We start from the raw sequence: 22,063 nt of genomic DNA on the forward strand, positions 1-22,063 counted from the left end.
CGCCGGAAAACTCTTCCGGCGGCCTCTTGTTTTTCACGGTGATGTGTACGGCGAGACTTCCGCTCACTCCGGCCTCACCCCATCGTGACTTTGCGTCATCGCGTTAAACTATTATCTCTTGTTTCAGATTTTTCGGGCTTGATGTGGCCTGGTCGCCCCAAGAAGCGCGAGTTTTGCAGAGCCCGTATAGGCAGACGGCGCTCGAGATTGGATGCAGAGGTAGAGATAGAATGCGCCTTCGATTTTTGGTTCCACTTCTGGCAGGCATCGCGCTGGCAAGTTCGCTGCATGCGCAGGAGGCTCCGAAGATCAAGGGCGTCGTCGAACTCTTCACTTCGCAGGGCTGCGCGTCCTGTCCCCCCGCCGACGCGGCCTTTCGCAAGTTGATCCGCCAAGGCAATGTCGTGGCGCTTGCTTACCATGTCGACTATTGGAATTACCTCGGCTGGAACGACACCATGGCGTCCAAGGACAATACGGCGCGCCAGTATGCTTATGCCCGGACGATGGGCCGCAGCGGGGTTTATACGCCACAGGCGATCGTCAATGGCAGGGACCATATGAACGGTGCCGATCTCAGTGGCATCAACGTCAAGCTCGACGAGTTTGAGCGCCTTGGCGAGGGCCTGATGGTTCCGGTCAGTGCCGCCATGAAGGGCGACGAGCTGGAGATCAAGATCGGAGCCGGGCAGGGCAAGGCCAATGTGGTTGCCGTCTATTTCGACAAGGAGCAGATGGTGGCACCTAAGGGCGGCGAAAATACCGGCCAGCAGATTGCCTATATGCATGCCGTCTCCGATGTCGAAACGGTGGGCATGTGGGACGGCAAGGCTATGAGCCTAGTGCTGCCCTCTACCGTGCTCGATAAAGCCGGCCGGCGAGGCCTCGCGATTCTGCTGCAGGCATCGACGCCTGCGGGCGATCCGGCCGCCATCCTGGGGGCGACTGTCTTGACTGTGGGCTCGGACGGCTGAGCGGTTTTTTCTGGAGCCCTTCATTCGGCTTGGGCCGAAAAGGCTCCATATTTAGGCTGACGGCCGAAAGATCCCTATTTTGCGTGACGCCCAAAAGGGTCCCTATTTTGGCTGGCGCCAAGAAGGGGACCCTATATCGGCTAGCGTCGAAAAGGGGAGGTGCCCGGCGAGGACGCATTCGGGGCTGGGGTTTAATCGATGCGCCCCGGCCGGGCCGTTTGACGCGGCGGCGCCAAACGGTTCCCTATACTTCCTGTAAATTGGGCGTCGTTTTGGCTGAAATGCGGCGCTGACGAGGTGCTTTCACAGCTGGGAAAGAAATTGTGAGCCGCCACCCGTCTTGCAATTTGATGTGGCTGAGGCAAACTGTCATTCTCCTGTCATGAGATAGCCCCTGGGGGATTGATGACTGATCAGCCGGATTTGAGACACGGTGAAAGCCGTTCCGTCGATACCAATTCATCCGTCGTCGTTGATCTCAGAGAATACAAACAGAGCAAGGACCCGCTGCCGGTGACGTTTCATCGCCGGGAGCTGGATGCGATTCTCTGGATCTATGGCCGCATGGTCGGCGAGGGCGAGTGGCGCGACTACGCCATCGACCATTTGAAGGACAAAGCGGTTTTCTCCGTCTTCAAGCGCTCCGGCGAGATGCCACTTTTCCGCATCGAAAAGAATCCGAAGCTATCGGCCAAGCAGGGTGCCTTTTCCGTCGTCAATACCAGCGGCATGATCCTGAAACGTGGTCATGACCTGAATCAAGTGCTGAAGGTTTTCGACAAGCAGCTGAAGCTGGTGGAGAAGTAGTTTCTGCGCGTTTCCGCAGCGGGCTAGGCGGCTCTGCAGACTGGCGGGTCAGATACTATCCCCCAAACAATGTCCCCGGATAAACCGAAGGATCCGGATCGGTTTCCGCGCCGTGTCCGAGCGCCTTCTGCATCAGCATCGTATCCAGCCACCGGCCATGCTTGTAGCCGGTGCCTTTCAACAGGCCGGTTTCGGTGAAGCCTGCGGCGCGGTGTACGGCAACGGAGGCGGGATGGGCGCCGCCGATGACGGCGATCATCTGGCGGAAGCCAAGCGTCTGGCAGCTTTCGACGAGCGCATCGAGCAGCAACCGGCCGATGCCGCGCCCTCGAGCCTCCGGCGCCAGATAGATCGAGTCCTCCACCATCCAACGATAGGCCGGCCGCGTGCGGAAGGATGAGGCGTAGGCATAGCCGAGGAACGCGCCGGCATCGTCTTCCGCGACGAGATAGGGATAACCCTTGTGGCGGATCGCCTCGAATCTCGCCGTCATTTCCTCCTGGCCCGGCGGCGTGATTTCGTAGCTTGCCGTGCCGTTCAGGACGGAATCTCTGTAGATGGCGGTGATATGGGGAAGGTCGTCTGAGGTTGCACTGCGGAGGCTGACGGACATTGCTTCTATTGCCTGATCTGCGGATTTGTGACGGCAGTTATCAAATCGCAGGGCGTGCGCCCAAGCAAACAAAAAAGGCGGCCGAAGCCGCCTTTTCGTATCTCATTTCACTCTGCGATTAACGGCGGTTGCCCATAAATTGCAGCAGGAACATGAACAGGTTGATGAAGTCGAGGTAGAGCGACAGGGCGCCCATGATCGCCTTGCGGCCAGCCACCGTCGCATCGTCGGCGGTGTAGTACATTTCCTTGATCCGCTGCGTATCGTAAGCGGTGAGGCCTGCGAAGATCAGGACGCCGATCACGGAGATGGCGAACTGCAGGGCTGACGAAGCCAGGAAGATGTTGACGAGCGTCGCGATGATCAGGCCGAAGAGGCCCATCATCAGGAACGAGCCCATCGCCGACAGGTCACGCTTGGTCGTGTAGCCGTAGAGCGACAGCGCGCCGAAGGAGGCGGCGGTCACGAAGAAGGTCTGCACGACGCTCTGGCCGGTGTAGATGATGAAGATCGACGACAGCGACAGGCCCACCAGCGCGGCGTAGACCCAGAAGGTCGTCGTCGCGGCGGCCACACTCATGCGGTTGATCCTGAAGCTCAGGAAGAAGACCATTGCCAGCGGGGCGAGAATGACCACCCACTTCAGCGGGCTCAGATAGATCGCCTGGCCGAAAGCCGTGATCTGTCCGTTTGCGAAAGCGAGCGAGAAGGAGAGATAGGCGGCAACACCCGTGATCGCCAGACCCAGCGCCATCAGGTTATAGACCTTGAGCATATAGGCTCGAAGGCCCTCGTCTATCATCGCACCGGATTGCGCACCGCTCTGCGCCCGGTTTTGGTAATTGCGAAAGTCAGCCATGTTTTCCTCTTTCAAGCTCCGATTTGATTACGGTGTCGGGTCCTTCAAGGCCCAGGCGCCGCTGCGGAGCTCAGCATGCCTGCACAGAATATGAGGCTTTCGGGCCTTGTAGACAAGGGTCTAGCGGTCGGCCCCATGTTAAATCGGCGTAATATCGCACCGATTCATCGCGTTCGGTTAATGCGCAAAGACGAATTCAGAGTTCGCGCAGAACGGGCGCTGCTTTCTGCCCGAGAATCCGCCAAGTACCGATCAGGCCGATACCGACCGTCAAAATCAGGGCGATAATCAGCGTCGAGAGGGCAACGTCGGGCAGGAAGGCCGAGGGCAGGTGCATGATGCGGCTGACGATATACCAGGCGGAGGCAGCCCCCGCGATCAAGGCGAAGACGGCGGTTGCCGCGCCCAGGATCAGGTATTCGTAGCTGAAGGCACGGATCAATGTTGCGCGCGTTGCGCCGAGCGTCTTGAGGATGACGGCATCGTGCGTGCGGGCGCGGTTGCCGGCAGCGAGCGCACCGGCCAGCACCAGCACGGACGCGATGAGCGCGACAGATGCGGCGGAACGAATAGCCGTCGCGAGTTGTCCCACGAGCGTATTGACGACATCGAGTGCATCCTTGACCCGGACGCTTGTTATGGTCGGGTAGGTATTCGTGACTTTCCTCAGGATAGCTGCTTCCTGTTCCGAAGTGGCTGATATGTCTGTCAGGGTGGCGAGCCAGGCATGCGGGGCGCCCTTGAAGGTATTGGGCGAGAAGATCATCACGAAATTGATCGACAGCGACTGCCATTGAACCTTGCGGAAACTGGCGATCTTGGCGGTGATGTTGCGGCCGAGTACGTTGACGGTGACCTTGTCGCCGAGCTTCAGGCCAAGCGCCTTACCTTCCTCTTCGGAGAAGGAAACCAACGGCTCGCCGCCATAGTCCTTGTCCCACCATTTGCCTTCCGTGACCGAGGCATTTTCCGGCACCGTATCGGCATAGGTGATGCCGCGGTCGCCGCGCAGGACCCATTGGCCTGCTGCCGGCACCTTCATCTTGGTGACATCCTCGCCGTTGAAGGCGACGATCCGGCCGCGCAGCATCGGCGCCTCGACGAGCTTGCCCTTGGGGTCGATGTCGAGCACGATCTTGCGAAAGCCTTCCAGCTCCGGCCCCTGAATGTCGACGAAGAAGAAATTCGGCGCCTGCTCGCTCATGCGGCCCATGAGCTCACGGCGCATATTGCCGTCGATCAGCGTCAGGGTCACCAACAGCGCCAGCCCGAGGCCGAGTGAGAGCACGACGGAGGAGGTGAGCGCGCCGGGCCGATGAATGTTGCCGATCGCCAGGCGCAGGGCGGGCGAACGCACGCGCGGGCTGCGGCGGGCAAGCCAGGAAAGCACGGCGGCAACGGCGCGCAGCACTACGAAGGCGGCGGCAATCGAAACGACGAAGACGATCGCGATGAAGCGATCATAGGCGGTGACGATCGCCAACGTAGCAAGTGCTGCCATCAGCACACCGGCGGCGAGCAGATAGGGCCAGCCGGGCAGGCGGCGCGCTTCGAATCCCTGCTCGCGAAACAGTGCGGTTGCCGGTACCTCGCGGGCATGGCCGAGCGGTGGAATGGCGAAGGCCAACGTCGTCAGCAGGCCGAAGACGGCAGCGAGCGTCAGCGCGCCGGGATAAAGCCGCGGGGCGGTGGAAATCGGCAGGAATTCGGCCATGAATTGCGACGCAATCATCGGCGCGATGGCGCCGAGGACGAGGCCAATTGCTATGCCGGCAAGCGCAATGACGGCGATCTGGATGAGATAGATCAGCACAACGACGAAGGCCGGCGCGCCCAGGCATTTGAAGGTGGCGATGGTCGTGCGCTTCGAATCGAGGAAGGCGCGTACGGCATTGGCAACGCCGACGCCGCCGACGATCAAGGCGGCCAAGCCGACCAGCGTCAGGAATTGCGAGAAACGCGTGACATTATCGGCGAGCTGGGGAGCAGCGCGATCACTGCTGCGGATCGACCAGCCGGCTTGCGGGAAGGCTGCATTGGCGCGGTCAGTGAGATTGCGGATGCCGGCTGCGGGGTTGTCCATGCGGATCTTGTAGGATTGCTCGACCAGACTGCCCGTGGTGATCAGGCCGGAAGCAATCAGGGCGTCGCGGCTGGTGAGCAGACGTGGCGCAAAGCCGAAGCCTTCGGAGACGGCGTCCGGTTCATTGGCGATGGTGCCGGTGATGCGCAGCCTGGTGTTACCGAGCAGCAGATCGCCGCCGACCTTGAGGTTCAGCCGTTCAAGCAGCAGCGGTGCCACGACGGCGCCATAGGCACCGTCCTTGGCGGCAAGCAGCGTCGACAAGGGCTGATCGGGATCGGCCTGGAAGGTGCCGTAGAGCGGATAGGCATCGTCGACCGCCTTCACCTCGACCAGCGCCTGGTCGGAGCCATCGGGCAGCCTCGCCATGGAGCGCAGGCCGGTGGAGCGCGAAACTTTGCCTAAGCTTTGAAGGTAGGTGAATTCTTCCGGCGTCGCCTCCCGATTGCGCAGTTCGAAACGGGCGTCGCCTGATAGCAGCGATTGTCCCTGCGTCGAAATCGCGTCGGTGATCGAACGGGAAACGGAATTGACCGCAGCGATCGCGCCAGTGCCGAGCGCGATGCAGGCGAGGAAGATATAGAAGCCGCCAAGGCCGCCGCGCAGTTCGCGCATGGCAAGGCGGAAGGCGAGGGGCAGGCGCAGTCCCGCCGCCGCGCTCATGCAATGGCTGCCTGGTTGGTGCGCGTGCGCATGCTGTCGTTCTCGATTTCGCCGGAACGGACGCGGATCTGCCGCGAGCAGCGCGCGGCAAGGGCGGGATCATGGGTGACGAGCAGCATGGTCGTGCCGCGCTCGGCCTGCTGGGCGAAGAGCAGGTCGGCGATCTGCCGGCCGGTATCGGTATCGAGATTGCCCGTCGGTTCGTCGGCGATCAGGACGGCTGGTGAAGGCGCCAGCGCGCGGGCGATGGCGACACGCTGCTGCTCGCCGCCGGAGAGCTGGCCGGGATAGTGCGTGAGCCTCTCGCCCAAACCCACCGCTTCCAGCTCCCGCCTGGCGATATCGAAGGCATCGCGGACGTTCGCAAGTTCCAGCGGCACGGCGACATTTTCGAGCGCTGTCATGTTGGCGATGAGGTGGAAGGATTGGAAAACGATGCCGATGTTGCGGCCGCGGAAATCTGCGATCCGATCTTCGCTCAGGCTATGCAGTGGCGTGTCGCGGATCAGAAGTTCGCCGCTGTCGAGCTTTTCGAGGCCGGCCAGCACCATCAGCAGAGTGGACTTGCCGGAACCGGAGGGGCCGACGATGCCCACCGATTCACCCTCCATGATGGTGAGGTCAACGCCCTTCAGCACATGGACTGATGCGGCGGCATTGCCGAGCGTCAAATCCGCCTTCTTCAGCTCGATGATGGTTTTTGCCAATGCGAACGCCCTATATATCAGAGAACATCAGAGACAATGGCGGGCGCGATTTGGCCCGAGCAGCGAATTTAGGGAATGAATCATGGGTTTTAAAGTTGCCGCGCTTCACTTCGCTGTCATCACTTTCGGTCTTTTGTTTGGCGCGGTTCATTCTGCCAATGCACGGACGATCCAGCTGGTCGGCTTCGGTGACAGCCTGATGGCGGGCTATCAGCTGCCGCCGGGCGACGGATTTCCCGCGAAGCTTGAGGCGGCGCTGAAGGCCAAAGGGCTCGATATCGCCGTCGCCGATGCCGGCGTTTCGGGCGATACGACCTCAGGCGGCCTCTCGCGCATCGACTGGTCGGTGCCTGATGGCACTGATGGTGTGATCCTGGAGCTTGGCGCCAACGACGCACTGCGCGGCATTCCGCCGGAACAGACGGAAAAGAACCTCGAGACGATGATCGAGCGATTGAAGGTCAGGAAGATCCCGATCCTTCTCATCGGCATGCTGGCGCCGCCGAACATGGGTGGCGACTACGCCGATAAATTCAACCCGATCTACAAGCGGCTGGCCGACAAATACCAGCTTTCGCTCTATCCGTTCTTCCTCGATGGCGTTGCCACCCATGCGGATTTGCAGCTTTCGGACGGGATGCATCCGAACCCCAAGGGGGTCGATGTGATGGTCGAGCATATGTTGCCTGATATTATGAGTTTTGTAGGGATGATTGACGCAGGTGCGAAATAGATGCTTGCACCGACTGCAAATGCGTGATTCCCTACCTGTACCTGCAAGAGATTCGGGGAGTGCTCGTCATGCCGAGACTTTTTACCGCCCTCGAAATTCCGCGCAATGCGGCCATGAGCCTGTCATTGTTGCGCGGTGGACTCCCGGGAGCCAGGTGGATCGACGTTGAAAATTATCATATCACCTTGCGCTTCATCGGCGATGTCGATGGCCGCACGGCGGATGAGATCGTCGACCGGCTGGACCGGATAGATCGACCTGAATTCCAGCTTCGGCTGGAGGGCATCGGTTCCTTCGGCTCCAAAAAACCGCATTCGGTTTGGGCCGGGGTCTCGCAGACACCGGATATGTTCGCGCTGCAAGGCGAGATCGAGCGCATCTGCCAGCGGATCGGCCTGCAGCCGGATCCACGCAAGTTCACGCCGCATGTGACGCTCGCCAGGCTGAAGTCCTCGCGGGTCGACGATGTTGTGCACTATCTCTCCGGCCGCGGCAATTTCTACACACAGCCCTTCACGGTCGGGCGCTTCGTGCTTCTGTCCTCGCGCGAATCTGTCGGCGGCGGTCCCTATCTCACCGAAGAGATATTCCCGCTTCACGAGCCCCGCAGCGCGTTCCCAACTTTGGGCAACAGCGCGCTGCAGCCTGCCAAGAGCATGGTGTAGACGACTTCGAAATCTTCGCGGTCGCCGTAGTAGGGATCAGGGATGTCCTTGTTGCTGCCAAGCGTAAGGACGTTGAAGAGATGCAGTTTGCCGAGGGAATCGGCGGGCGCTGTCTTGCGCAAGTTCTTCAAATTGTCTTGATCCATTGCCAGGATAAGATCGAACCGGCTGAAATCGGTCGGCTCAATGCGGCGGGCGCGCTGGGCTGAAATATCGATTCCGTGGCCGGCGGCGACCGCAACCGAGCGGCGATCCGGGCGTTCTCCCTGATGCCAGCCGCCAGTACCGGCCGAATCAATCTCGAACTCGCCACCACGCCCGGCCTCATCAGCCAGATGCCTGAATATGCCTTCAGCGAGGGGCGAGCGGCAGATATTGCCCGCGCAGACGAAAAGAACCCTGTAACGATCCATGTTATCGTTCAACCGCTAGAGCTTTTACGCAATTCCATGAAAACCGCTACGCACAATTCCTGGAATTGCTTTAGAGAGGAGTGACTTGCCATGAAATACGACAAGCTGGACCGGGCGGCAATCGATGAAAATCTTGCGGAGCTCTCCGGCTGGGCGCTTGCGGCCGATGGGCTTTCGATTTCGAAGACCTTCAAGTTTCGCAATTTCGTCGAAGCCTTCGGCTTCATGACGGAAGCAGCCCTTGCTGCGGAAAAATTCAACCATCATCCGGAATGGTTCAACGTCTATTCCCGGGTCGAGGTGAGACTGACGACGCATGACGTCGGCGGCCTGACCGATCATGACGTCAAGCTGGCGAAGGCGATGGAGAAGGCAGCCGCGCGCCGGATCGATTGAATCGCGCCAGGCGATCACCATATGTTTACACGGTCCGGCCGACGGGCCTCGATTGAGGTGAATGGAATGGATGACATCAAGTACGGGGAAATCCTGATGCCTGGTGACGAAGAGACCCAAAAAGAGCAGGAGAAATCGGTGCGCAGAAAATTCTGGCCGACCTTGCGGAAGGCGGCTCGCCATATCCCGTTTTCACGCGATGTCGTGGCCGCATTCTATTGCGCGCTCGACCCGCAGACGCCGACCCGTGTTCGTGGCATATTGCTGGGGGCGCTCGGCTATTTCGTCATGCCCGTCGATATCATTCCCGATTTCTTTGCCGTCATTGGCTATTCCGACGACGTTGCGGTGCTGACGCTCGCGTTCAGCATGATCAGGGGGCATATCCGCCAGGAGCATTATGATGCCGCTGACCGGGCTCTGCAGAACGAGCCCGAGGCCATGAAGACGGCATAATGGCCGCTTTTCCTGACCGGTTCGAATCTTCTCAGCTTTCCAGAGCTTTATGAGGGGGACCTGATTTTAGCGAGGTCAAATTCTTGCCTGAATCTTTCTGTCTTAAATCGAATCTGTTGGGTGGTACTCCACCATCCGGGTTTTCCAATTCCTTCTTGTGCCTTTCAAGCTTCGTGCGATACCTGGGTTGAAATGACACGGAGCCAGTGGCGGGTGGCTCTCCGTTGACGGTTTGGTAACCTGAATAAAGTCAAAATAAGGCAGCTCACGAGCATAGGCGTGCGTCAAACGATTCGCCATGAGCTCTGGACCGCAAGAAATCGGCAGGAAACCATGTTTGTAAAAAGCTTCGCAATCGCCCTCTCGCTCGTTCTGGCCGGAACCGGCATCGCGTCCGCGCAGACCAAGAAGCAGAAGCAGACGCAGCAGGCACCAGCGGCAGCGGCGGCATCGCCGGCAGCTCCGACGCGCATTCAGCAGTTCGACGCCTGGGGCGCTTACTCTTACCAGTCCGCCGGCGGCAAGGTTTGCTACGTTCTTTCCGTGCCGACGGCCAAGGCGCCGGCAACCGGCATCGATCATGGCGACAATTTCTTCATCGTGTCGCAGCGCCCGGGCCAGAACATCTCGTATGAGCCGCAAGCGATGATGGGGTACCCCCTCAAGGACAACTCCAAGGTCAATGTCACCATCGACAATAAGACCTTCGTCATGTTCACCAAGGAGAAGGCCGCGTGGGTTGAAAACGCCGCGCAGGAGCCGGCATTGGTTGCCGCACTGAAGTCCGGACATTCGCTGAAGGTTTCCGCGACCTCGAAGAAGGGCACCGCGACTTCCTACACCTATTCGCTGAAGGGTGTCAGCGCTGCGCTGAAGCAGATCGAAAACTGCAAATAGTTCGAAGACCGAGAGATCACGCGAATGTGATCTTCCCGTCGCCGTGACCGTAAGGATGAGGCCGGCCGTTACTGACCGGCCTTTTGCTTTTGAAGGCTGGTCTCATGCTTTCGAGGTAAAGGGATGACGCGGGCGGAAATTAATGCTAAAGGCCGCGCCAACGATAGGTGTGCGGCAGATAGATTGCCCCGCCGCCGCATGAATCTTCAGATTTCCGTGCCTTGCCCGCATCCGCAGCTTGCGTCAGCTTTTGCGGCATCGCCGATGTGAACCTTTGGAACGATCCTATGTCCGCAACCGATGTCATAACCCCCTCCAGGCTCAAGCCGATGCCCGTATCGCAGCCCGTGGAGCTTGCGCCGAAGCCATCGCTCATCGGCATGACGCGCGAAGAAATGGGTGCGGCGCTCAAGGAAAAGGGTGTCGCCGACAAGCAGATCAAGATGCGCGTCAGCCAGCTCTGGAACTGGATCTACGTGCGCGGCGTCTCCGATTTCGATGCTATGGCCAATGTGTCGAAGGACATGCGCGAAATGCTGAAGACGCATTTCACCATCGCCCGTCCCGAAATCGTCGAGGAGCAGGTCTCCAATGACGGCACCCGCAAGTGGCTGCTGCGCTTTCCGCCGCGCGGGGCAGGGCGTCCCGTCGAGATCGAGGCCGTCTATATTCCGGAGGAAGGTCGCGGCACGCTCTGCATTTCCAGCCAGGTCGGCTGTTCGCTCACCTGTTCCTTCTGTCATACCGGAACGCAGCGCCTGGTGCGCAACCTGACGGCGGAAGAGATCCTGTCGCAGCTGCTTCTGGCGCGCGATCGTCTCGGCGATTTCCCGGACCGCGAAGCGCCGCAAGGCACGATCATGCCGGCCGAGGGCCGTAAGGTCAGCAATATCGTCATGATGGGCATGGGCGAGCCGCTCTATAATTTTGACAGCGTCAAAACGGCGCTGCTGATTGCCTCCGACGGCGATGGCCTGTCGCTCTCCAAACGCCGCATCACGCTTTCGACCTCGGGTGTCGTGCCGGAAATCTATCGCACCGGCGACGAGATCGGCGTCATGCTGGCAATCTCGCTGCATGCCGTACGCGATGACCTGCGCGACATGCTGGTGCCGATCAACAAAAAATATCCGCTGAAAGAGCTGATGGACGCCTGCCGTGCCTATCCCGGCCTTTCGAACGCCCGGCGCATCACCTTCGAATATGTGATGCTGAAGGGCGTCAACGACAGCCTCGAGGATGCGAAGGGGCTGATCCAGCTTCTGAAGGGCATTCCGGCCAAGATCAATTTGATCCCGTTCAACCCCTGGCCGGGCACGAACTATCAGTGTTCCGACTGGGAGCAGATCGAGAAGTTCGCCGATTTCATCAATTCGGCCGGCTACGCCTCGCCGATCCGCACGCCGCGGGGCCGGGACATTCTCGCCGCCTGTGGCCAGCTGAAGTCGGAATCCGAGCGCATGCGCAAGACGGAGCGACTGGCTTTCGAAGCTATGATGATCGCCAATCACGGCGAGGATTGAGATCGATGCTTCTCGGACTGCGCAAGCCGATACGCCTCCTTTGGGGCTATGTCGCCGCTTGTGCTCTGATGGGCTTCGTGCTGGCCTGCGTTGCTGCATGGACCGTGCCGGAGACTGCCGCGCCGGAGCTTTTCGTCCTGACCATTGCTCTGACCAAGGTCGCGATGATCGTCAGTATCCTGCCGTCCTTGGTGGTCATTCCCATTCTCGAATGGCGCGGCATGCGTCGGTGGTATGGCTATGCAATTTTCGGCGCGACCTTGTCGGCGGTCGCGTCCGTCCTGATTTCGGGCGGTATGGAGCGGCCGCAGACGCTCAATCTGATCACTATCGCCGTCTGCTTTGCCTTCCTAGGCGCTGCAAGCGCCACCGTCTATTGGTGGATCGCCGGCCGGTTTGCCGGCCAATGGTCCACTTTCAACGAGCCTGAGTGAAGAAGATCTTCACCGCGAAGATCGAGAAGACGCCGGCAAAGGCGTAGTCGAGGCCGCGCATTACGCCACGGTTCCTTTGCAGCCAGGACGACAGGCCATCGGCGGCGAGAACGACGAGTGCGTTCACCGGCATGCCGATGACGATGAAGAAGAGGCCCAGGAAGAGCAGCTTGTGTGTGACGGCAGGATCGCCGGCGGTGACGAATTGCGGAAGAAAGGTCATGAAAAAGATGATAACCTTCGGATTCAGCAGGTTGACCCAGAAACCGTTGGAGATGTTTGCAAGCGGTGTTCCGCCGGCGGTATCGACCTTCTTCACCGACAGGCTGGAGCCGAAGCGGATCGCCTGGATGGCGAGCCAGAGCAGATAGGCGGCACCGCCGGCCTTCAGGACGGTAAAGGCGACAGGCGAGGCGGTGATCAGCGCGGAGATGCCGAAGGCTACGAGGCAGGTGTGGACGACAACACCGAGCGTGGTGCCAAGCACGACGAAAAGCGCCGCCTTCTTGCCCTGCGCCAGCGCGCGGCTGATCGACAGCGTCATGTCGGGGCCGGGCGTCATCGCCAGCAGAAGGCTTGCCGCCGAAAAGGCAAGGAGGGTCGGCAGGCTGGGTATGAAGTCCATGGGATGCTCCAAAGCCGGATGGGGGTGCGTTTTCTCTTATCCGGCTTTTTGCGACTTGCAAATCAATCCTTCTTTTCCAGGAAGGCCTTGAATTGATCGGCATAGTCCGGGTGCCAGCGTGACAGCGGCGGCCGGTTCTCGACGATATCGCCGGCGGCCCAGAGCATGCGGCGTTCGTCGACCGGCCGAGCCACGTCATTATCGGGGCAAAGAATATAAAAATCGCCGCGTTTCAGGCTTTCCACCATGAAATCGATAGTCTGCTCCGGCGTCCAAGCGCCGGCGGGTTTTTCCCTGCGCTCGCCCTTGGTAAGGCCGGTGAAGACGAAGCCCGGAATGAGGAGGTGAGCCGATATCTTCGCGCCTTCCGTATTGCGCAGCTCGTGCTGCAGCGCCTCGGTGAAGACTTTGACGCCGGCCTTCGAGACATTGTAGGCTGGGTTGCCGGGAGGCGTGGTGATGCCCTGCTTCGAGCCGGTGTTGATGATGAGGCCGGGTTCACCATGGGCCAGCATGCCGGGTCCGAAGGTGCGCGTGCCGTTGATGACGCCGAGCAGGTTGACGCCAAGGATGGCATCCCAGCCGGCCTGGGCGCTGAAGATCGAGGTCTCCGGGCCGATGCCGGCATTGTTCATCAAGACATGCACGCGGCCGAAACGCTGCAGGACTGCGCGTTCCAGCGCTTCCAGCGAGTCTTTGCTGGCGACATCGGTCTCGATAGCCATGACATGCTCTTCGCCTGTGATCGTCTTGAGTTCAGCACTCGCTTCGGCCAGGCGATCGCCGCCGAGATCGGCGATGACGACGCTCATGCCAAGCGAGGCGAAGTGTTTTGCTGCGGCGAAGCCGATGCCGGAAGCGCCTCCGGTGATAACGGCAACATTGGATTTCTTGAAAATGTCTTGAATATCGGTCACGAGCGGCGCCCTCCTCAGGCATTGTTCGGTCGCCGCCGAATATGGTACTTTCGGGAGGCAAGTCAAACCGCTTAAGCCGCCGTTGCAGCGCTTCCCCTTGCGCCTCACGATAATCTCGCTAAAAGTTCGGCGATACAGCTTTGCGGGCCTTTCCCCTGGTCCGCCTTGAAACGGAACTCATCATGGCATCACATAAAGACGTGAAGAAAGTCGTTCTCGCCTATTCCGGCGGTCTCGACACCTCGATTATCCTGAAGTGGCTGCAGACGGAGCTTGGCGCCGAAGTCGTCACCTTCACCGCCGATCTCGGTCAGGGCGAAGAGCTGGAGCCGGCGCGCAAGAAGGCCGAAATGCTCGGCATCAAGGAAATCTATATCGAGGACGTGCGCGAGGAATTCGTGCGCGATTTCGTCTTCCCGATGTTCCGCGCCAATGCCGTCTATGAAGGCGTCTACCTGCTCGGCACCTCGATCGCCCGTCCGCTGATCTCCAAGCATCTGATCGAGATCGCCAGGAAGACCGGCGCCGATGCCATCGCGCATGGCGCGACCGGCAAGGGCAACGACCAGGTTCGTTTCGAGCTTTCGGCCTATGCGCTGAACCCGGACATCAAGATCATTGCTCCCTGGCGCGACTGGTCGTTCAAGAGCCGCACCGACCTCCTCGAATTCGCCGAGAAGCACCAGATCCCGGTCGCCAAGGACAAGAAGGGCGAGGCGCCTTTCTCCGTCGATGCCAACCTGCTGCACTCCTCTTCCGAAGGCAAGGTTCTGGAAGATCCGGCCCAGGAAGCGCCTGAATATGTGCACATGCGCACGATCTCGCCGGAAGCCGCTCCCGACAAGGCGACGATCATCAGGGTGGGCTTCGAAAAAGGCGATGCTATTTCGATCAATGGCGAACGCCTGAGCCCGGCGAGCTTGCTTGCGAAGCTTAACGAGTATGGCCGCGACAACGGCATCGGGCGTCTCGATCTGGTCGAGAACCGTTTCGTTGGCATGAAGTCGCGCGGCGTCTACGAGACCCCCGGCGGCACGATCCTGCTCGCAGCCCACCGCGCCATCGAATCCATCACGCTCGACCGCGGTGCTGCGCACCTCAAGGACGAGCTGATGCCCCGCTATGCCGAGCTGATCTATTACGGCTTCTGGTTCTCGCCGGAGCGCGAAATGCTGCAGGCTCTCATCGACAAGAGCCAGGAGCACGTCGAAGGCGAAGTGACACTGAAGCTCTACAAGGGCAATGTCATGGTTATCGGCCGAGAGAGCCCGAAGTCGCTCTATTCCGACAAGCTCGTGACTTTCGAGGACGACCAGGGCGCCTATGACCAGAAGGATGCGGCTGGCTTCATCAAGTTGAACGCGCTGCGCCTGCGCACGCTCGCCAAGCGCAACCTGTCGAAATAATCGACATTTCCAGATGCTGAAAGGCCCGCTTCCGGTCGCCGGAGGCGGGCTTTCTTATCAGGAAAGTGGCGGCCGAAATTAATCGACCGGCCTCAATTCACGTTCGACTTCGGCAGGTGCTTCGGCCTTCTGCAGATTGCCGCGAAAGGCGCAGAGTGCGTCATGCAGCTGAACTTGAAGGTCATTGTCGAAGCCTTGCGTCGCGTTACGCTCGACTTCGCAGATTTCCCTGTCGATCTGCTTCAGCTTGGCGTCGGCGGATTCCGAAAGCACGATCCGCTTGGCACGACGATCGAGCGGGTCAGGTTGGCGTTCGATCAAGCCGCGCGCCTGCAGCTTGTCCAGAAAGGCGCTGACCGTCATCGGCTCCAGCCCCATCCGGGAGGCGATGTCAAGCTGGCGACTACCATTGATGGCAGCCACCTGCATCAGCGTCCGCGCTTCGCCCGCCGTCAGTCCGAGCCCGGCGACAAGAATACGTCGCTCGAAGGCCGCCCTGATCAGTCGGGCGCAGTCGGTCACAAGAAAGGCAAGTGAATCCGTATTAATCCTGCTGCTCATAAGCGCTTCCCTACCTACGCTCTTTAATTTTTAGGCCCCACAACGTTCTTATTGACTTCGTCCTGTGAACACAACGACTTCTGTCCGAAAACGCGCTGCTGCTTGACCGGGTTCAGCAGATTGCTACTCTCGCGCGATTAACAGCGGGAACCATCCATCATGACGCAATCGCTTGTTGTCGGCGCTTTTCTGGCCGCGCTTTTCTATGTGCTCATTCCCGGTCCTGCATTCCTGGCGCTGCTCGGCATCGGTGCAGGACAGGGGCGCAAGGCGGGTGCATTCTTCGTCAGCGGCCATCTGTTTGGTGATCTCGTCTGGTCCACGCTTGCATTGGTCGCCATCGTCGGCGCAAAGACCATCGGCACCTTCGTCTTCGATCTGCTGGGATTGCTATGCGGTTTCTACCTTGCCTGGATCGGCTGGAGCGCGGTGACCGCCAAGCCGAAGGACGACGGCAAATCGCTCGTCAACGTCGAGCGGCCCTTCCGTCGTGGACTGATTTTCGGCGTCACCAATCCGAAGGGATATCCCGTTGCACTGGCGACCTTCACGGCGCTTGTCGCGGGCTCTGCCGGCGCGCTGACCTTCAGCGCCCTACCGCTGCTGCTGACCGTTTCCTTTGCAGGTTTCATAACGGCCGACATTATTCTTATCAGCATCATCGGAGCAGGCGCTGTTCGGCGCTTTTATCGCGCGCATGAACGGTTGATCGTGCGCTGCTCCGGCGTCCTCTTCATGGGCTTTGCGGCGCAGGCGCTCTGGCATGCCACGCCCGGTCTACTCGGTTGGCGCAAAGCCTGACCGTCCTCGTTCAATTTGTTCGCTCCCCCGCCATACCAATTCGGCGGGAGCAGCCTTATATCGTGCTTCGATCAGATGTCTGTCGAAAGGATGCCCCGCATGTCTTCCCAAACCGCCGTCAATCCTGCGCTCACCGAATGGACCGGACATCAAGGGCTGCCGCGTTTCGATGCGGTGAAGGATACGGATTTTGCACCTGCCTTCGATGTGGCGCTTGCATCGCATGAAGCCGAGATCGATGCGATCGCCGGCAACAGCGAAGCGCCGACCTTCGCCAACACGGTGACGGCGCTCGAAATCGCCGGCGATGAACTCTCGCGCATTTCGGCGCTGTTCTGGAACAAGGCCGGCGCTCATACCAACGAGACCATCCAGGCGCTGGAGCGCGAGATCGCACCAAAGATGGCGCGGCATTATTCGAAGATCGGCACCAATGCGGCACTCTTTGCCCGCCTCGATGCGCTTTGGGAGGGCCGCGACGCCCTTGGGCTGACGCTCGAGGAAACCCGCGTGCTGGAACGGCACTGGAAGGGCTTCGTCAAGTCGGGCGCCAAGCTGCCGAAGGCAGAGCAGGAGCGGCTTTCTGCCATCAACGAGAAGCTTGCCGGCCTCGGGGCGCAATTCGGACAGAACGTATTGGCGGATGAAAAGAGCTGGGCGCTGCTCTTGTCGGAGGAGGCCGATCTTGCCGGCCTTCCCGACTATCTGCGCGAGGCGATGGCGGCGGCTGCGCGCGAACGCGGCGAGGAGGGCAAATATGCCGTCACCCTGTCGCGCTCGATCATCGAACCGTTCCTCACCTCTTCCGAGCGCCGCGATTTGCGTGAGCAGGCTTTCAACGCCTGGGTGGCGCGTGGCGCCAATGGTGGCAAGACCGACAATCGTGAGATCATTCGCGAGACTCTGGCACTGAGAGCAGAGAAGGCGAAGCTGCTTGGCTATGCCAATTTCGCCGAACTCAAGCTTGATAATACCATGGCGAAGACGCCTGATGCGGTGAACGATCTCCTGATGACCGTGTGGGGCAAGGCGGCAGCACGCGCGGCAGAAGAAGAAAGGGATATCGCAGCGTTGATCGCCGAGGAGGGCCGCAACCACGAGGTCATGCCCTGGGACTGGCGACACTATGCCGAGAAGATCCGGACGCGGAAGTTCGATTTCTCCGAAACCGAATTGAAGCCCTATCTGCAGCTCGAAAAGATCATCGCTGCCTGCTTCGATGTTGCCGGCCGCCTCTTCGGCATCAAGGCTGTCGAGCAGAAAGGCATTCCTGCCTATCATCCCGACGTGCGCGTCTTCGAGATCCGTGACCGTTCGGACAAACTCGTCGCGCTGTTTCTCGGGGATTACTTCGCCCGCAGTTCGAAGCGCTCTGGCGCCTGGATGAGCTCGTTCCAGTCGCAGCACAAGCTGCCGCTGAAGAACGACAAGGTCGGCGAGCTGCCGATCATCTATAACGTCTGCAACTTCGCCAAGCCGGCGGAAGGTCGGCCGGCGCTGCTGTCGCTCGACGATGCTCGCACGCTGTTCCACGAATTTGGCCATGCGCTGCACGGCATGCTTTCGAACGTCACCTATCCCTCGGTTTCGGGCACCGGCGTTTCCCGCGATTTCGTCGAACTGCCGTCGCAGCTCTACGAGCATTGGCTCACCGTGCCTGCCATCCTCAAGGAATATGCCGTGCATTATGAGACCGGCGCTCCGATCCCGCAGGCACTGCTCGACAAGGTTCTGGCGGCGCGCACCTTCAATGCCGGCTTCAATACGGTCGAATTCACCTCCTCGGCTCTGGTCGACATGGCCTTCCATACCCGCGGTGCGGTTGAGGATCCGATGGGCCTGCAGGCGGAGGTTCTGGCCGAGATCGGCATGCCGAAATCGATCGTCATGCGCCATGCGACGCCGCACTTCCAGCACGTGTTTTCCGGCGACGGCTATTCGGCCGGCTACTATTCCTACATGTGGTCGGAAGTGCTCGACGCCGATGCCTTCGCCGCCTTCGAGGAAACCGGCGATGCCTTCAATCCGGGTATGGCCGGAAAATTGAAGGCCAACATCTATTCCGTTGGCGGTTCGATCGACCCGGAAGATGCCTACAAGGCTTTCCGTGGCAAATTGCCGAGCCCGGATGCGATGTTGAAGAAGAAGGGGCTTGCAGCCTGATCTTTGCGTTGGTACGTAACAAAAGTCAGTCGCCAAAAGTAAGCTTTGGCGACTGAGCCGATCTTTGTCGGGCAATCAGGATTTGCGCGAAAGCAAAGCCAACAGCTCAGCCAGTTGGCCGGCCTGTGCATCGTCCAGCTTATCACCCACATGGCGTTGAAGTGCCGGGGCATAGGCTGCCCACATGCGGCTGCGCATGGCACTTCCTGCCTCGGTGATAACGACCCAGCGGCCTCGGCCGTCCTCGGAAAATATCTCACGATGAACAAGACCGGCCTTTTCCATTCGGTCGAGTAGGCGCGATAGGTTATGCTGGGCGAGAAGCGTGCGCTCCTCGATCTCATAGGGCCGCAACTTCCCTTCTGTGGCCTGCGTCAGCTCCCATAGTACGTCGTACCAGCTGAGTGGCGGCAGGCCGGCCGCCTTCAAGTCCTGCTCGATTGCCGCGAGGGTGATTTGCTGCGCGCGCATGAGGCGCACCCATGCTCGCGTGATGGCGGCAGAGGGCTTTGAAGCGGCGGCATCTGAACAATCGGACATGGATGCAATTACATCTATGTTGACCGAGCTTGCAAGCCTGGATATAGATGCAATTACATCTATCTTGAACGAAGACCCGGGAGATTTGATCATGTCCGACGCAAAACTGATGCTTGTCAGCCATTACCTTTGCCCCTACGTCCAGCGAGCCGCCATCACGCTTGCTGAAAAGGCCGTGCCATTTGAGGTCCGCTATGTCGATCTATCGGCAAAGCCCGATTGGTTTCTTGCCATTTCTCCGCTTGGCAAAGTGCCTTTGCTGATCGTGCGGCATAACGATGGAGTGGAAACAGTTTTGTTCGAGAGCGCCGCAATCTGCGAATATCTCGAGGAAACCCAATCCGGTGCTCGGCTCCATCCGGCCGATCCGCTGGCGCGTGCCCGGCATCGCGGCTGGATGGAGTTCGGTTCTTCCATCCTTTCAGACTTATGGGGATTCGAGACCGCCAAGGACAAAGAAACCTATAAGGCCAAGCGCAAAGCGCTGATCGAGAAATTTACCCGCGTCGAGGCGGAATTGAGAAATGGTCCCTTTTTTGCCGGAGAGGCATTCAGCCTGGTCGATGCAGTTTTTGCGCCGATCTTCCGTTACTTCGATGTGTTCGACACCATCACATCGACGGGCGTTTTTGACGGGCTCCCGCGTGTCAAGGCATGGCGCACGGAGTTGGCGTCGCGGCAAAGCGTGCGAGACGCGGTGACGCATGACTATGCCGAGCGCCTCAAAGCTTTCCTGGTCAATCACGACGCGTTCTTACTGAAGTATGCTGCTTGACGGAGCTGTGCAAATTCCGATCGAGGCGATCGTGTGCATCTGAATTGGCGACGCGCCAGAAGAGAGCTCGGCTGTCCAGGCGTGGAAGACTGAGGCGTGAGGCACGAAAAGCCGGCATTCAGCTCCTTTCTTGCCTCCCCCCTTTCGCATTCGCGAAAAAAAGGGTATGAGCGCGCCAAATGCAATTGGCGTGTTTACAAAACACTGCGCCCCAGCCTCAGAGATTAAAACATATGGCACTTCGCAACATCGCGATCATCGCGCACGTTGACCATGGGAAAACCACCCTCGTCGACGAGCTCCTGAAGCAGTCCGGCTCGTTCCGCGAGAACCAGCGCGTTGCCGAACGCGTCATGGACTCCAACGATCTGGAAAAGGAGCGCGGCATCACCATTCTCGCCAAGGCGACCTCGGTCGTCTGGAAGGATACGCGCATCAACATCGTCGACACCCCCGGCCACGCCGACTTCGGCGGTGAAGTCGAGCGTATTCTCTCGATGGTGGATGGCGCGATCGTTCTCGTCGACGCTGCCGAAGGCCCGATGCCGCAGACGAAGTTCGTCGTGGGCAAGGCGCTGAAGGTCGGCCTGCGTCCGATCGTTGCGATCAACAAGATCGACCGCCCGGACGCCCGTGCAGACGAAGTCATCAACGAAGTCTTCGACCTCTTCGCCAATCTCGACGCCACCGACGAGCAGCTCGACTTCCCGATCCTCTACGGTTCCGGCCGTAACGGCTGGATGAACTATTCGCCTGAGGGTCCGAAGGAAGAAGGCCTCGGCCCGCTTCTCGATCTCGTCGTGAAGCATGTTCCCGAGCCGACCGTCGGCGAAGGCCCGTTCCGCATGATCGGCACGATCCTGGAAGCCAATCCTTTCCTCGGCCGCATCATCACTGGCCGCATCCATTCCGGCTCGATCAAGCCGAACCAGGCCGTCAAGGTTCTGGGTGCCGACGGCAACCTCATCGAAACCGGCCGTATCTCCAAGATCCTCGCCTTCCGTGGCATCGAGCGCCAGCCGATCGAAGAAGCGCAGGCAGGTGACATCGTCGCCATCGCCGGCCTTTCCAAGGGCACGGTCGCCGATACCTTCTGCGATCCGCAGGTCAGCGAGCCGCTGGTCGCGCAGCCGATCGACCCGCCGACCGTCACCATGTCCTTCATCGTCAACGATAGCCCCTATGCAGGCACCGAAGGCGACAAGGTCACCTCGCGCGTCATCCGCGATCGCCTCTTCAAGGAAGCCGAAGGCAACGTTGCGCTGAAGATCGAAGAAGCTGAAGGCAAGGATTCGTTCTACGTGTCCGGCCGCGGCGAATTGCAGCTCGCAGTTCTCATCGAAACCATGCGCCGCGAAGGCTTCGAGCTTGCCGTGTCGCGTCCGCGCGTCGTCATGCACAAGGATGAGAGCGGCCAGCTGCTCGAGCCGATCGAAGAAGTCGTCATCGACGTCGATGAAGAGCATTCCGGTATCGTCGTGCAGAAGATGTCCGAGCGTAAGGCTGAAATGTCCGAGCTGCGTCCTTCGGGCGGCAACCGCGTTCGTCTCGTCTTCCTGGCCCCGACGCGCGGCCTCATCGGCTATCAGTCGGAACTTCTGACCGACACGCGCGGCACGGCCGTCATGAACCGTCTGTTCCATGACTACCAGCCGTACAAGGGCGAGATCGGCGGCCGTGTGAATGGCGTGCTGCTCGCCAACGAAGCCGGCGAAGCCGTAGCTTACGCCCTGTTCAACCTCGAAGACCGCGGCCCGATGATCATCGATGCCGGCGAGAAGGTCTATGCCGGCATGATCATCGGCATCCACTCGCGCGACAACGACCTCGAAGTCAACGTGCTGAAGGGCAAGAAGCTCACCAACATCCGCGCCGCAGGCAAGGATGAAGCCGTGAAGCTGACCCCGCCGATCCGCATGACGCTCGACCGTGCGCTTTCCTGGATTCAGGACGACGAGCTGGTGGAAGTGACGCCGAAATCGATCCGCCTCCGCAAGATGTATCTCGATCCGAACGAGCGCAAGCGTTACGAGAAGGCCCGTCTGGCCTGAT

The 22,063-nt window shown here is 59.9% G+C and carries 23 protein-coding genes; 14 read left to right on the plus strand and 9 right to left on the minus strand.

Annotated elements, in window-relative coordinates; translation table 11 throughout:
- Nucleotides 1-230 precede the first annotated feature (230 nt).
- Together FHT85_RS18915 and FHT85_RS18920 are read left to right on the plus strand one after the other, a co-directional pair.
- A complete protein-coding gene (locus tag FHT85_RS18915) occupies nucleotides 231-974 on the plus strand; it encodes a DUF1223 domain-containing protein (protein ID WP_112336325.1) in 744 nt (247 codons plus the stop codon).
- 405 nt (nucleotides 975-1,379) lie between these two features.
- The gene (locus FHT85_RS18920; protein ID WP_112336326.1) at nucleotides 1,380-1,781 is read left to right on the plus strand and encodes a DUF2794 domain-containing protein; all 402 of its coding nucleotides are present in this window, start codon (nucleotides 1,380-1,382) and stop codon (nucleotides 1,779-1,781) included.
- Between the two features lie 55 nt (nucleotides 1,782-1,836).
- Here FHT85_RS18920 and FHT85_RS18925 read toward each other — a convergent pair whose 3' ends face one another.
- From FHT85_RS18925 to FHT85_RS18940, 4 genes are all read right to left on the minus strand, one after another.
- On the minus strand, nucleotides 1,837-2,394 hold the full coding sequence (locus tag FHT85_RS18925; RefSeq protein ID WP_112412891.1) for a GNAT family N-acetyltransferase: 558 nt from the start codon (nucleotides 2,392-2,394) through the stop codon (nucleotides 1,837-1,839).
- A gap of 118 nt (nucleotides 2,395-2,512) precedes the next feature.
- Entirely contained in the window at nucleotides 2,513-3,253 is a 741-nt protein-coding gene (locus FHT85_RS18930; protein WP_075853634.1) for a Bax inhibitor-1/YccA family protein, read from the minus strand.
- Between the two features lie 196 nt (nucleotides 3,254-3,449).
- Nucleotides 3,450-5,999, minus strand: a complete 2,550-nt coding sequence (locus tag FHT85_RS18935; RefSeq protein WP_112412890.1) for an ABC transporter permease — start codon at nucleotides 5,997-5,999, stop codon at nucleotides 3,450-3,452.
- Complete coding sequence (locus FHT85_RS18940; protein WP_112398325.1) at nucleotides 5,996-6,706, minus strand: ABC transporter ATP-binding protein; 711 nt, start codon at nucleotides 6,704-6,706, stop codon at nucleotides 5,996-5,998. Before FHT85_RS18940 ends, FHT85_RS18935 begins: the two co-directional genes overlap by 4 nt.
- A gap of 82 nt (nucleotides 6,707-6,788) precedes the next feature.
- Between FHT85_RS18940 and FHT85_RS18945 the strand changes: the two genes are divergently transcribed.
- Entirely contained in the window at nucleotides 6,789-7,439 is a 651-nt protein-coding gene (locus tag FHT85_RS18945) for an arylesterase (protein WP_112412889.1), read from the plus strand.
- A 68-nt stretch (nucleotides 7,440-7,507) separates the two neighbouring features.
- Nucleotides 7,508-8,104, plus strand: a complete 597-nt coding sequence (gene thpR / locus FHT85_RS18950; RefSeq protein ID WP_015341452.1) for an RNA 2',3'-cyclic phosphodiesterase — start codon at nucleotides 7,508-7,510, stop codon at nucleotides 8,102-8,104.
- On the opposite strand, the gene FHT85_RS18955 is transcribed toward thpR, so the two are convergent.
- Nucleotides 8,035-8,517, minus strand: coding sequence for a low molecular weight protein-tyrosine-phosphatase (locus tag FHT85_RS18955; RefSeq protein ID WP_112412888.1), 483 nt, complete (start codon nucleotides 8,515-8,517; stop codon nucleotides 8,035-8,037). The genes thpR and FHT85_RS18955 overlap by 70 nt on opposite strands.
- A gap of 90 nt (nucleotides 8,518-8,607) precedes the next feature.
- Here FHT85_RS18955 and FHT85_RS18960 point away from each other — a divergent pair, with 90 nt between their 5' ends.
- The 5 genes from FHT85_RS18960 to FHT85_RS18980 all read left to right on the plus strand — a co-directional run bounded on the left by FHT85_RS18960 (nucleotide 8,608) and on the right by FHT85_RS18980 (nucleotide 12,223).
- A complete protein-coding gene (locus tag FHT85_RS18960; RefSeq protein ID WP_112336332.1) occupies nucleotides 8,608-8,913 on the plus strand; it encodes a 4a-hydroxytetrahydrobiopterin dehydratase in 306 nt (101 codons plus the stop codon).
- A gap of 66 nt (nucleotides 8,914-8,979) precedes the next feature.
- Complete coding sequence (locus FHT85_RS18965; RefSeq protein WP_112336333.1) at nucleotides 8,980-9,369, plus strand: YkvA family protein; 390 nt, start codon at nucleotides 8,980-8,982, stop codon at nucleotides 9,367-9,369.
- 333 nt (nucleotides 9,370-9,702) lie between these two features.
- Complete coding sequence (locus FHT85_RS18970; protein ID WP_112336334.1) at nucleotides 9,703-10,266, plus strand: invasion associated locus B family protein; 564 nt, start codon at nucleotides 9,703-9,705, stop codon at nucleotides 10,264-10,266.
- 287 nt (nucleotides 10,267-10,553) lie between these two features.
- Nucleotides 10,554-11,789 carry a 23S rRNA (adenine(2503)-C(2))-methyltransferase RlmN gene (gene rlmN, locus FHT85_RS18975; protein ID WP_015341447.1) on the plus strand — a complete coding sequence of 412 codons (1,236 nt, stop codon included), beginning with the start codon at nucleotides 10,554-10,556 and terminating at the stop codon, nucleotides 11,787-11,789.
- Between the two features lie 5 nt (nucleotides 11,790-11,794).
- The gene (locus FHT85_RS18980; protein ID WP_112336335.1) at nucleotides 11,795-12,223 is read left to right on the plus strand and encodes a hypothetical protein; all 429 of its coding nucleotides are present in this window, start codon (nucleotides 11,795-11,797) and stop codon (nucleotides 12,221-12,223) included.
- On the opposite strand, the gene FHT85_RS18985 is transcribed toward FHT85_RS18980, so the two are convergent.
- Together FHT85_RS18985 and FHT85_RS18990 are read right to left on the minus strand one after the other, a co-directional pair.
- Complete coding sequence (locus FHT85_RS18985) at nucleotides 12,207-12,848, minus strand: LysE family translocator (RefSeq protein WP_112412887.1); 642 nt, start codon at nucleotides 12,846-12,848, stop codon at nucleotides 12,207-12,209. The two genes, FHT85_RS18980 and FHT85_RS18985, sit on opposite strands and share 17 nt — an antisense overlap.
- Nucleotides 12,849-12,910: 62 nt before the next feature.
- Entirely contained in the window at nucleotides 12,911-13,765 is an 855-nt protein-coding gene (locus FHT85_RS18990) for an SDR family NAD(P)-dependent oxidoreductase (RefSeq protein WP_112336337.1), read from the minus strand.
- Between the two features lie 182 nt (nucleotides 13,766-13,947).
- Between FHT85_RS18990 and FHT85_RS18995 the strand changes: the two genes are divergently transcribed.
- Nucleotides 13,948-15,171, plus strand: coding sequence for an argininosuccinate synthase (locus FHT85_RS18995; protein ID WP_112412886.1), 1,224 nt, complete (start codon nucleotides 13,948-13,950; stop codon nucleotides 15,169-15,171).
- A gap of 78 nt (nucleotides 15,172-15,249) precedes the next feature.
- On the opposite strand, the gene FHT85_RS19000 is transcribed toward FHT85_RS18995, so the two are convergent.
- On the minus strand, nucleotides 15,250-15,732 hold the full coding sequence (locus FHT85_RS19000; protein ID WP_015341442.1) for a MarR family winged helix-turn-helix transcriptional regulator: 483 nt from the start codon (nucleotides 15,730-15,732) through the stop codon (nucleotides 15,250-15,252).
- A gap of 159 nt (nucleotides 15,733-15,891) precedes the next feature.
- Here FHT85_RS19000 and FHT85_RS19005 point away from each other — a divergent pair, with 159 nt between their 5' ends.
- Together FHT85_RS19005 and FHT85_RS19010 are read left to right on the plus strand one after the other, a co-directional pair.
- Nucleotides 15,892-16,533 (plus strand): LysE family translocator, encoded by a 642-nt coding sequence (locus FHT85_RS19005; RefSeq protein ID WP_112336339.1) that lies wholly within the window; start codon nucleotides 15,892-15,894, stop codon nucleotides 16,531-16,533.
- A 99-nt stretch (nucleotides 16,534-16,632) separates the two neighbouring features.
- A complete protein-coding gene (locus FHT85_RS19010) occupies nucleotides 16,633-18,696 on the plus strand; it encodes a M3 family metallopeptidase (protein ID WP_112412985.1) in 2,064 nt (687 codons plus the stop codon).
- 75 nt (nucleotides 18,697-18,771) lie between these two features.
- On the opposite strand, the gene FHT85_RS19015 is transcribed toward FHT85_RS19010, so the two are convergent.
- Nucleotides 18,772-19,236 (minus strand): MarR family winged helix-turn-helix transcriptional regulator, encoded by a 465-nt coding sequence (locus tag FHT85_RS19015; protein ID WP_112412885.1) that lies wholly within the window; start codon nucleotides 19,234-19,236, stop codon nucleotides 18,772-18,774.
- A gap of 91 nt (nucleotides 19,237-19,327) precedes the next feature.
- Between FHT85_RS19015 and FHT85_RS19020 the strand changes: the two genes are divergently transcribed.
- Both FHT85_RS19020 and typA read left to right on the plus strand, forming a co-directional pair.
- Nucleotides 19,328-20,011 carry a glutathione S-transferase family protein gene (locus FHT85_RS19020; RefSeq protein WP_112412884.1) on the plus strand — a complete coding sequence of 228 codons (684 nt, stop codon included), beginning with the start codon at nucleotides 19,328-19,330 and terminating at the stop codon, nucleotides 20,009-20,011.
- Nucleotides 20,012-20,244: 233 nt separating this feature from the next.
- Complete coding sequence (gene typA, locus FHT85_RS19025) at nucleotides 20,245-22,062, plus strand: translational GTPase TypA (RefSeq protein ID WP_112336343.1); 1,818 nt, start codon at nucleotides 20,245-20,247, stop codon at nucleotides 22,060-22,062.
- Nucleotide 22,063 lies beyond the last annotated feature (1 nt).

Source organism: Rhizobium sp. BK312 (assembly GCF_014193605.1).
Lineage (GTDB): Bacteria > Pseudomonadota > Alphaproteobacteria > Rhizobiales > Rhizobiaceae > Rhizobium.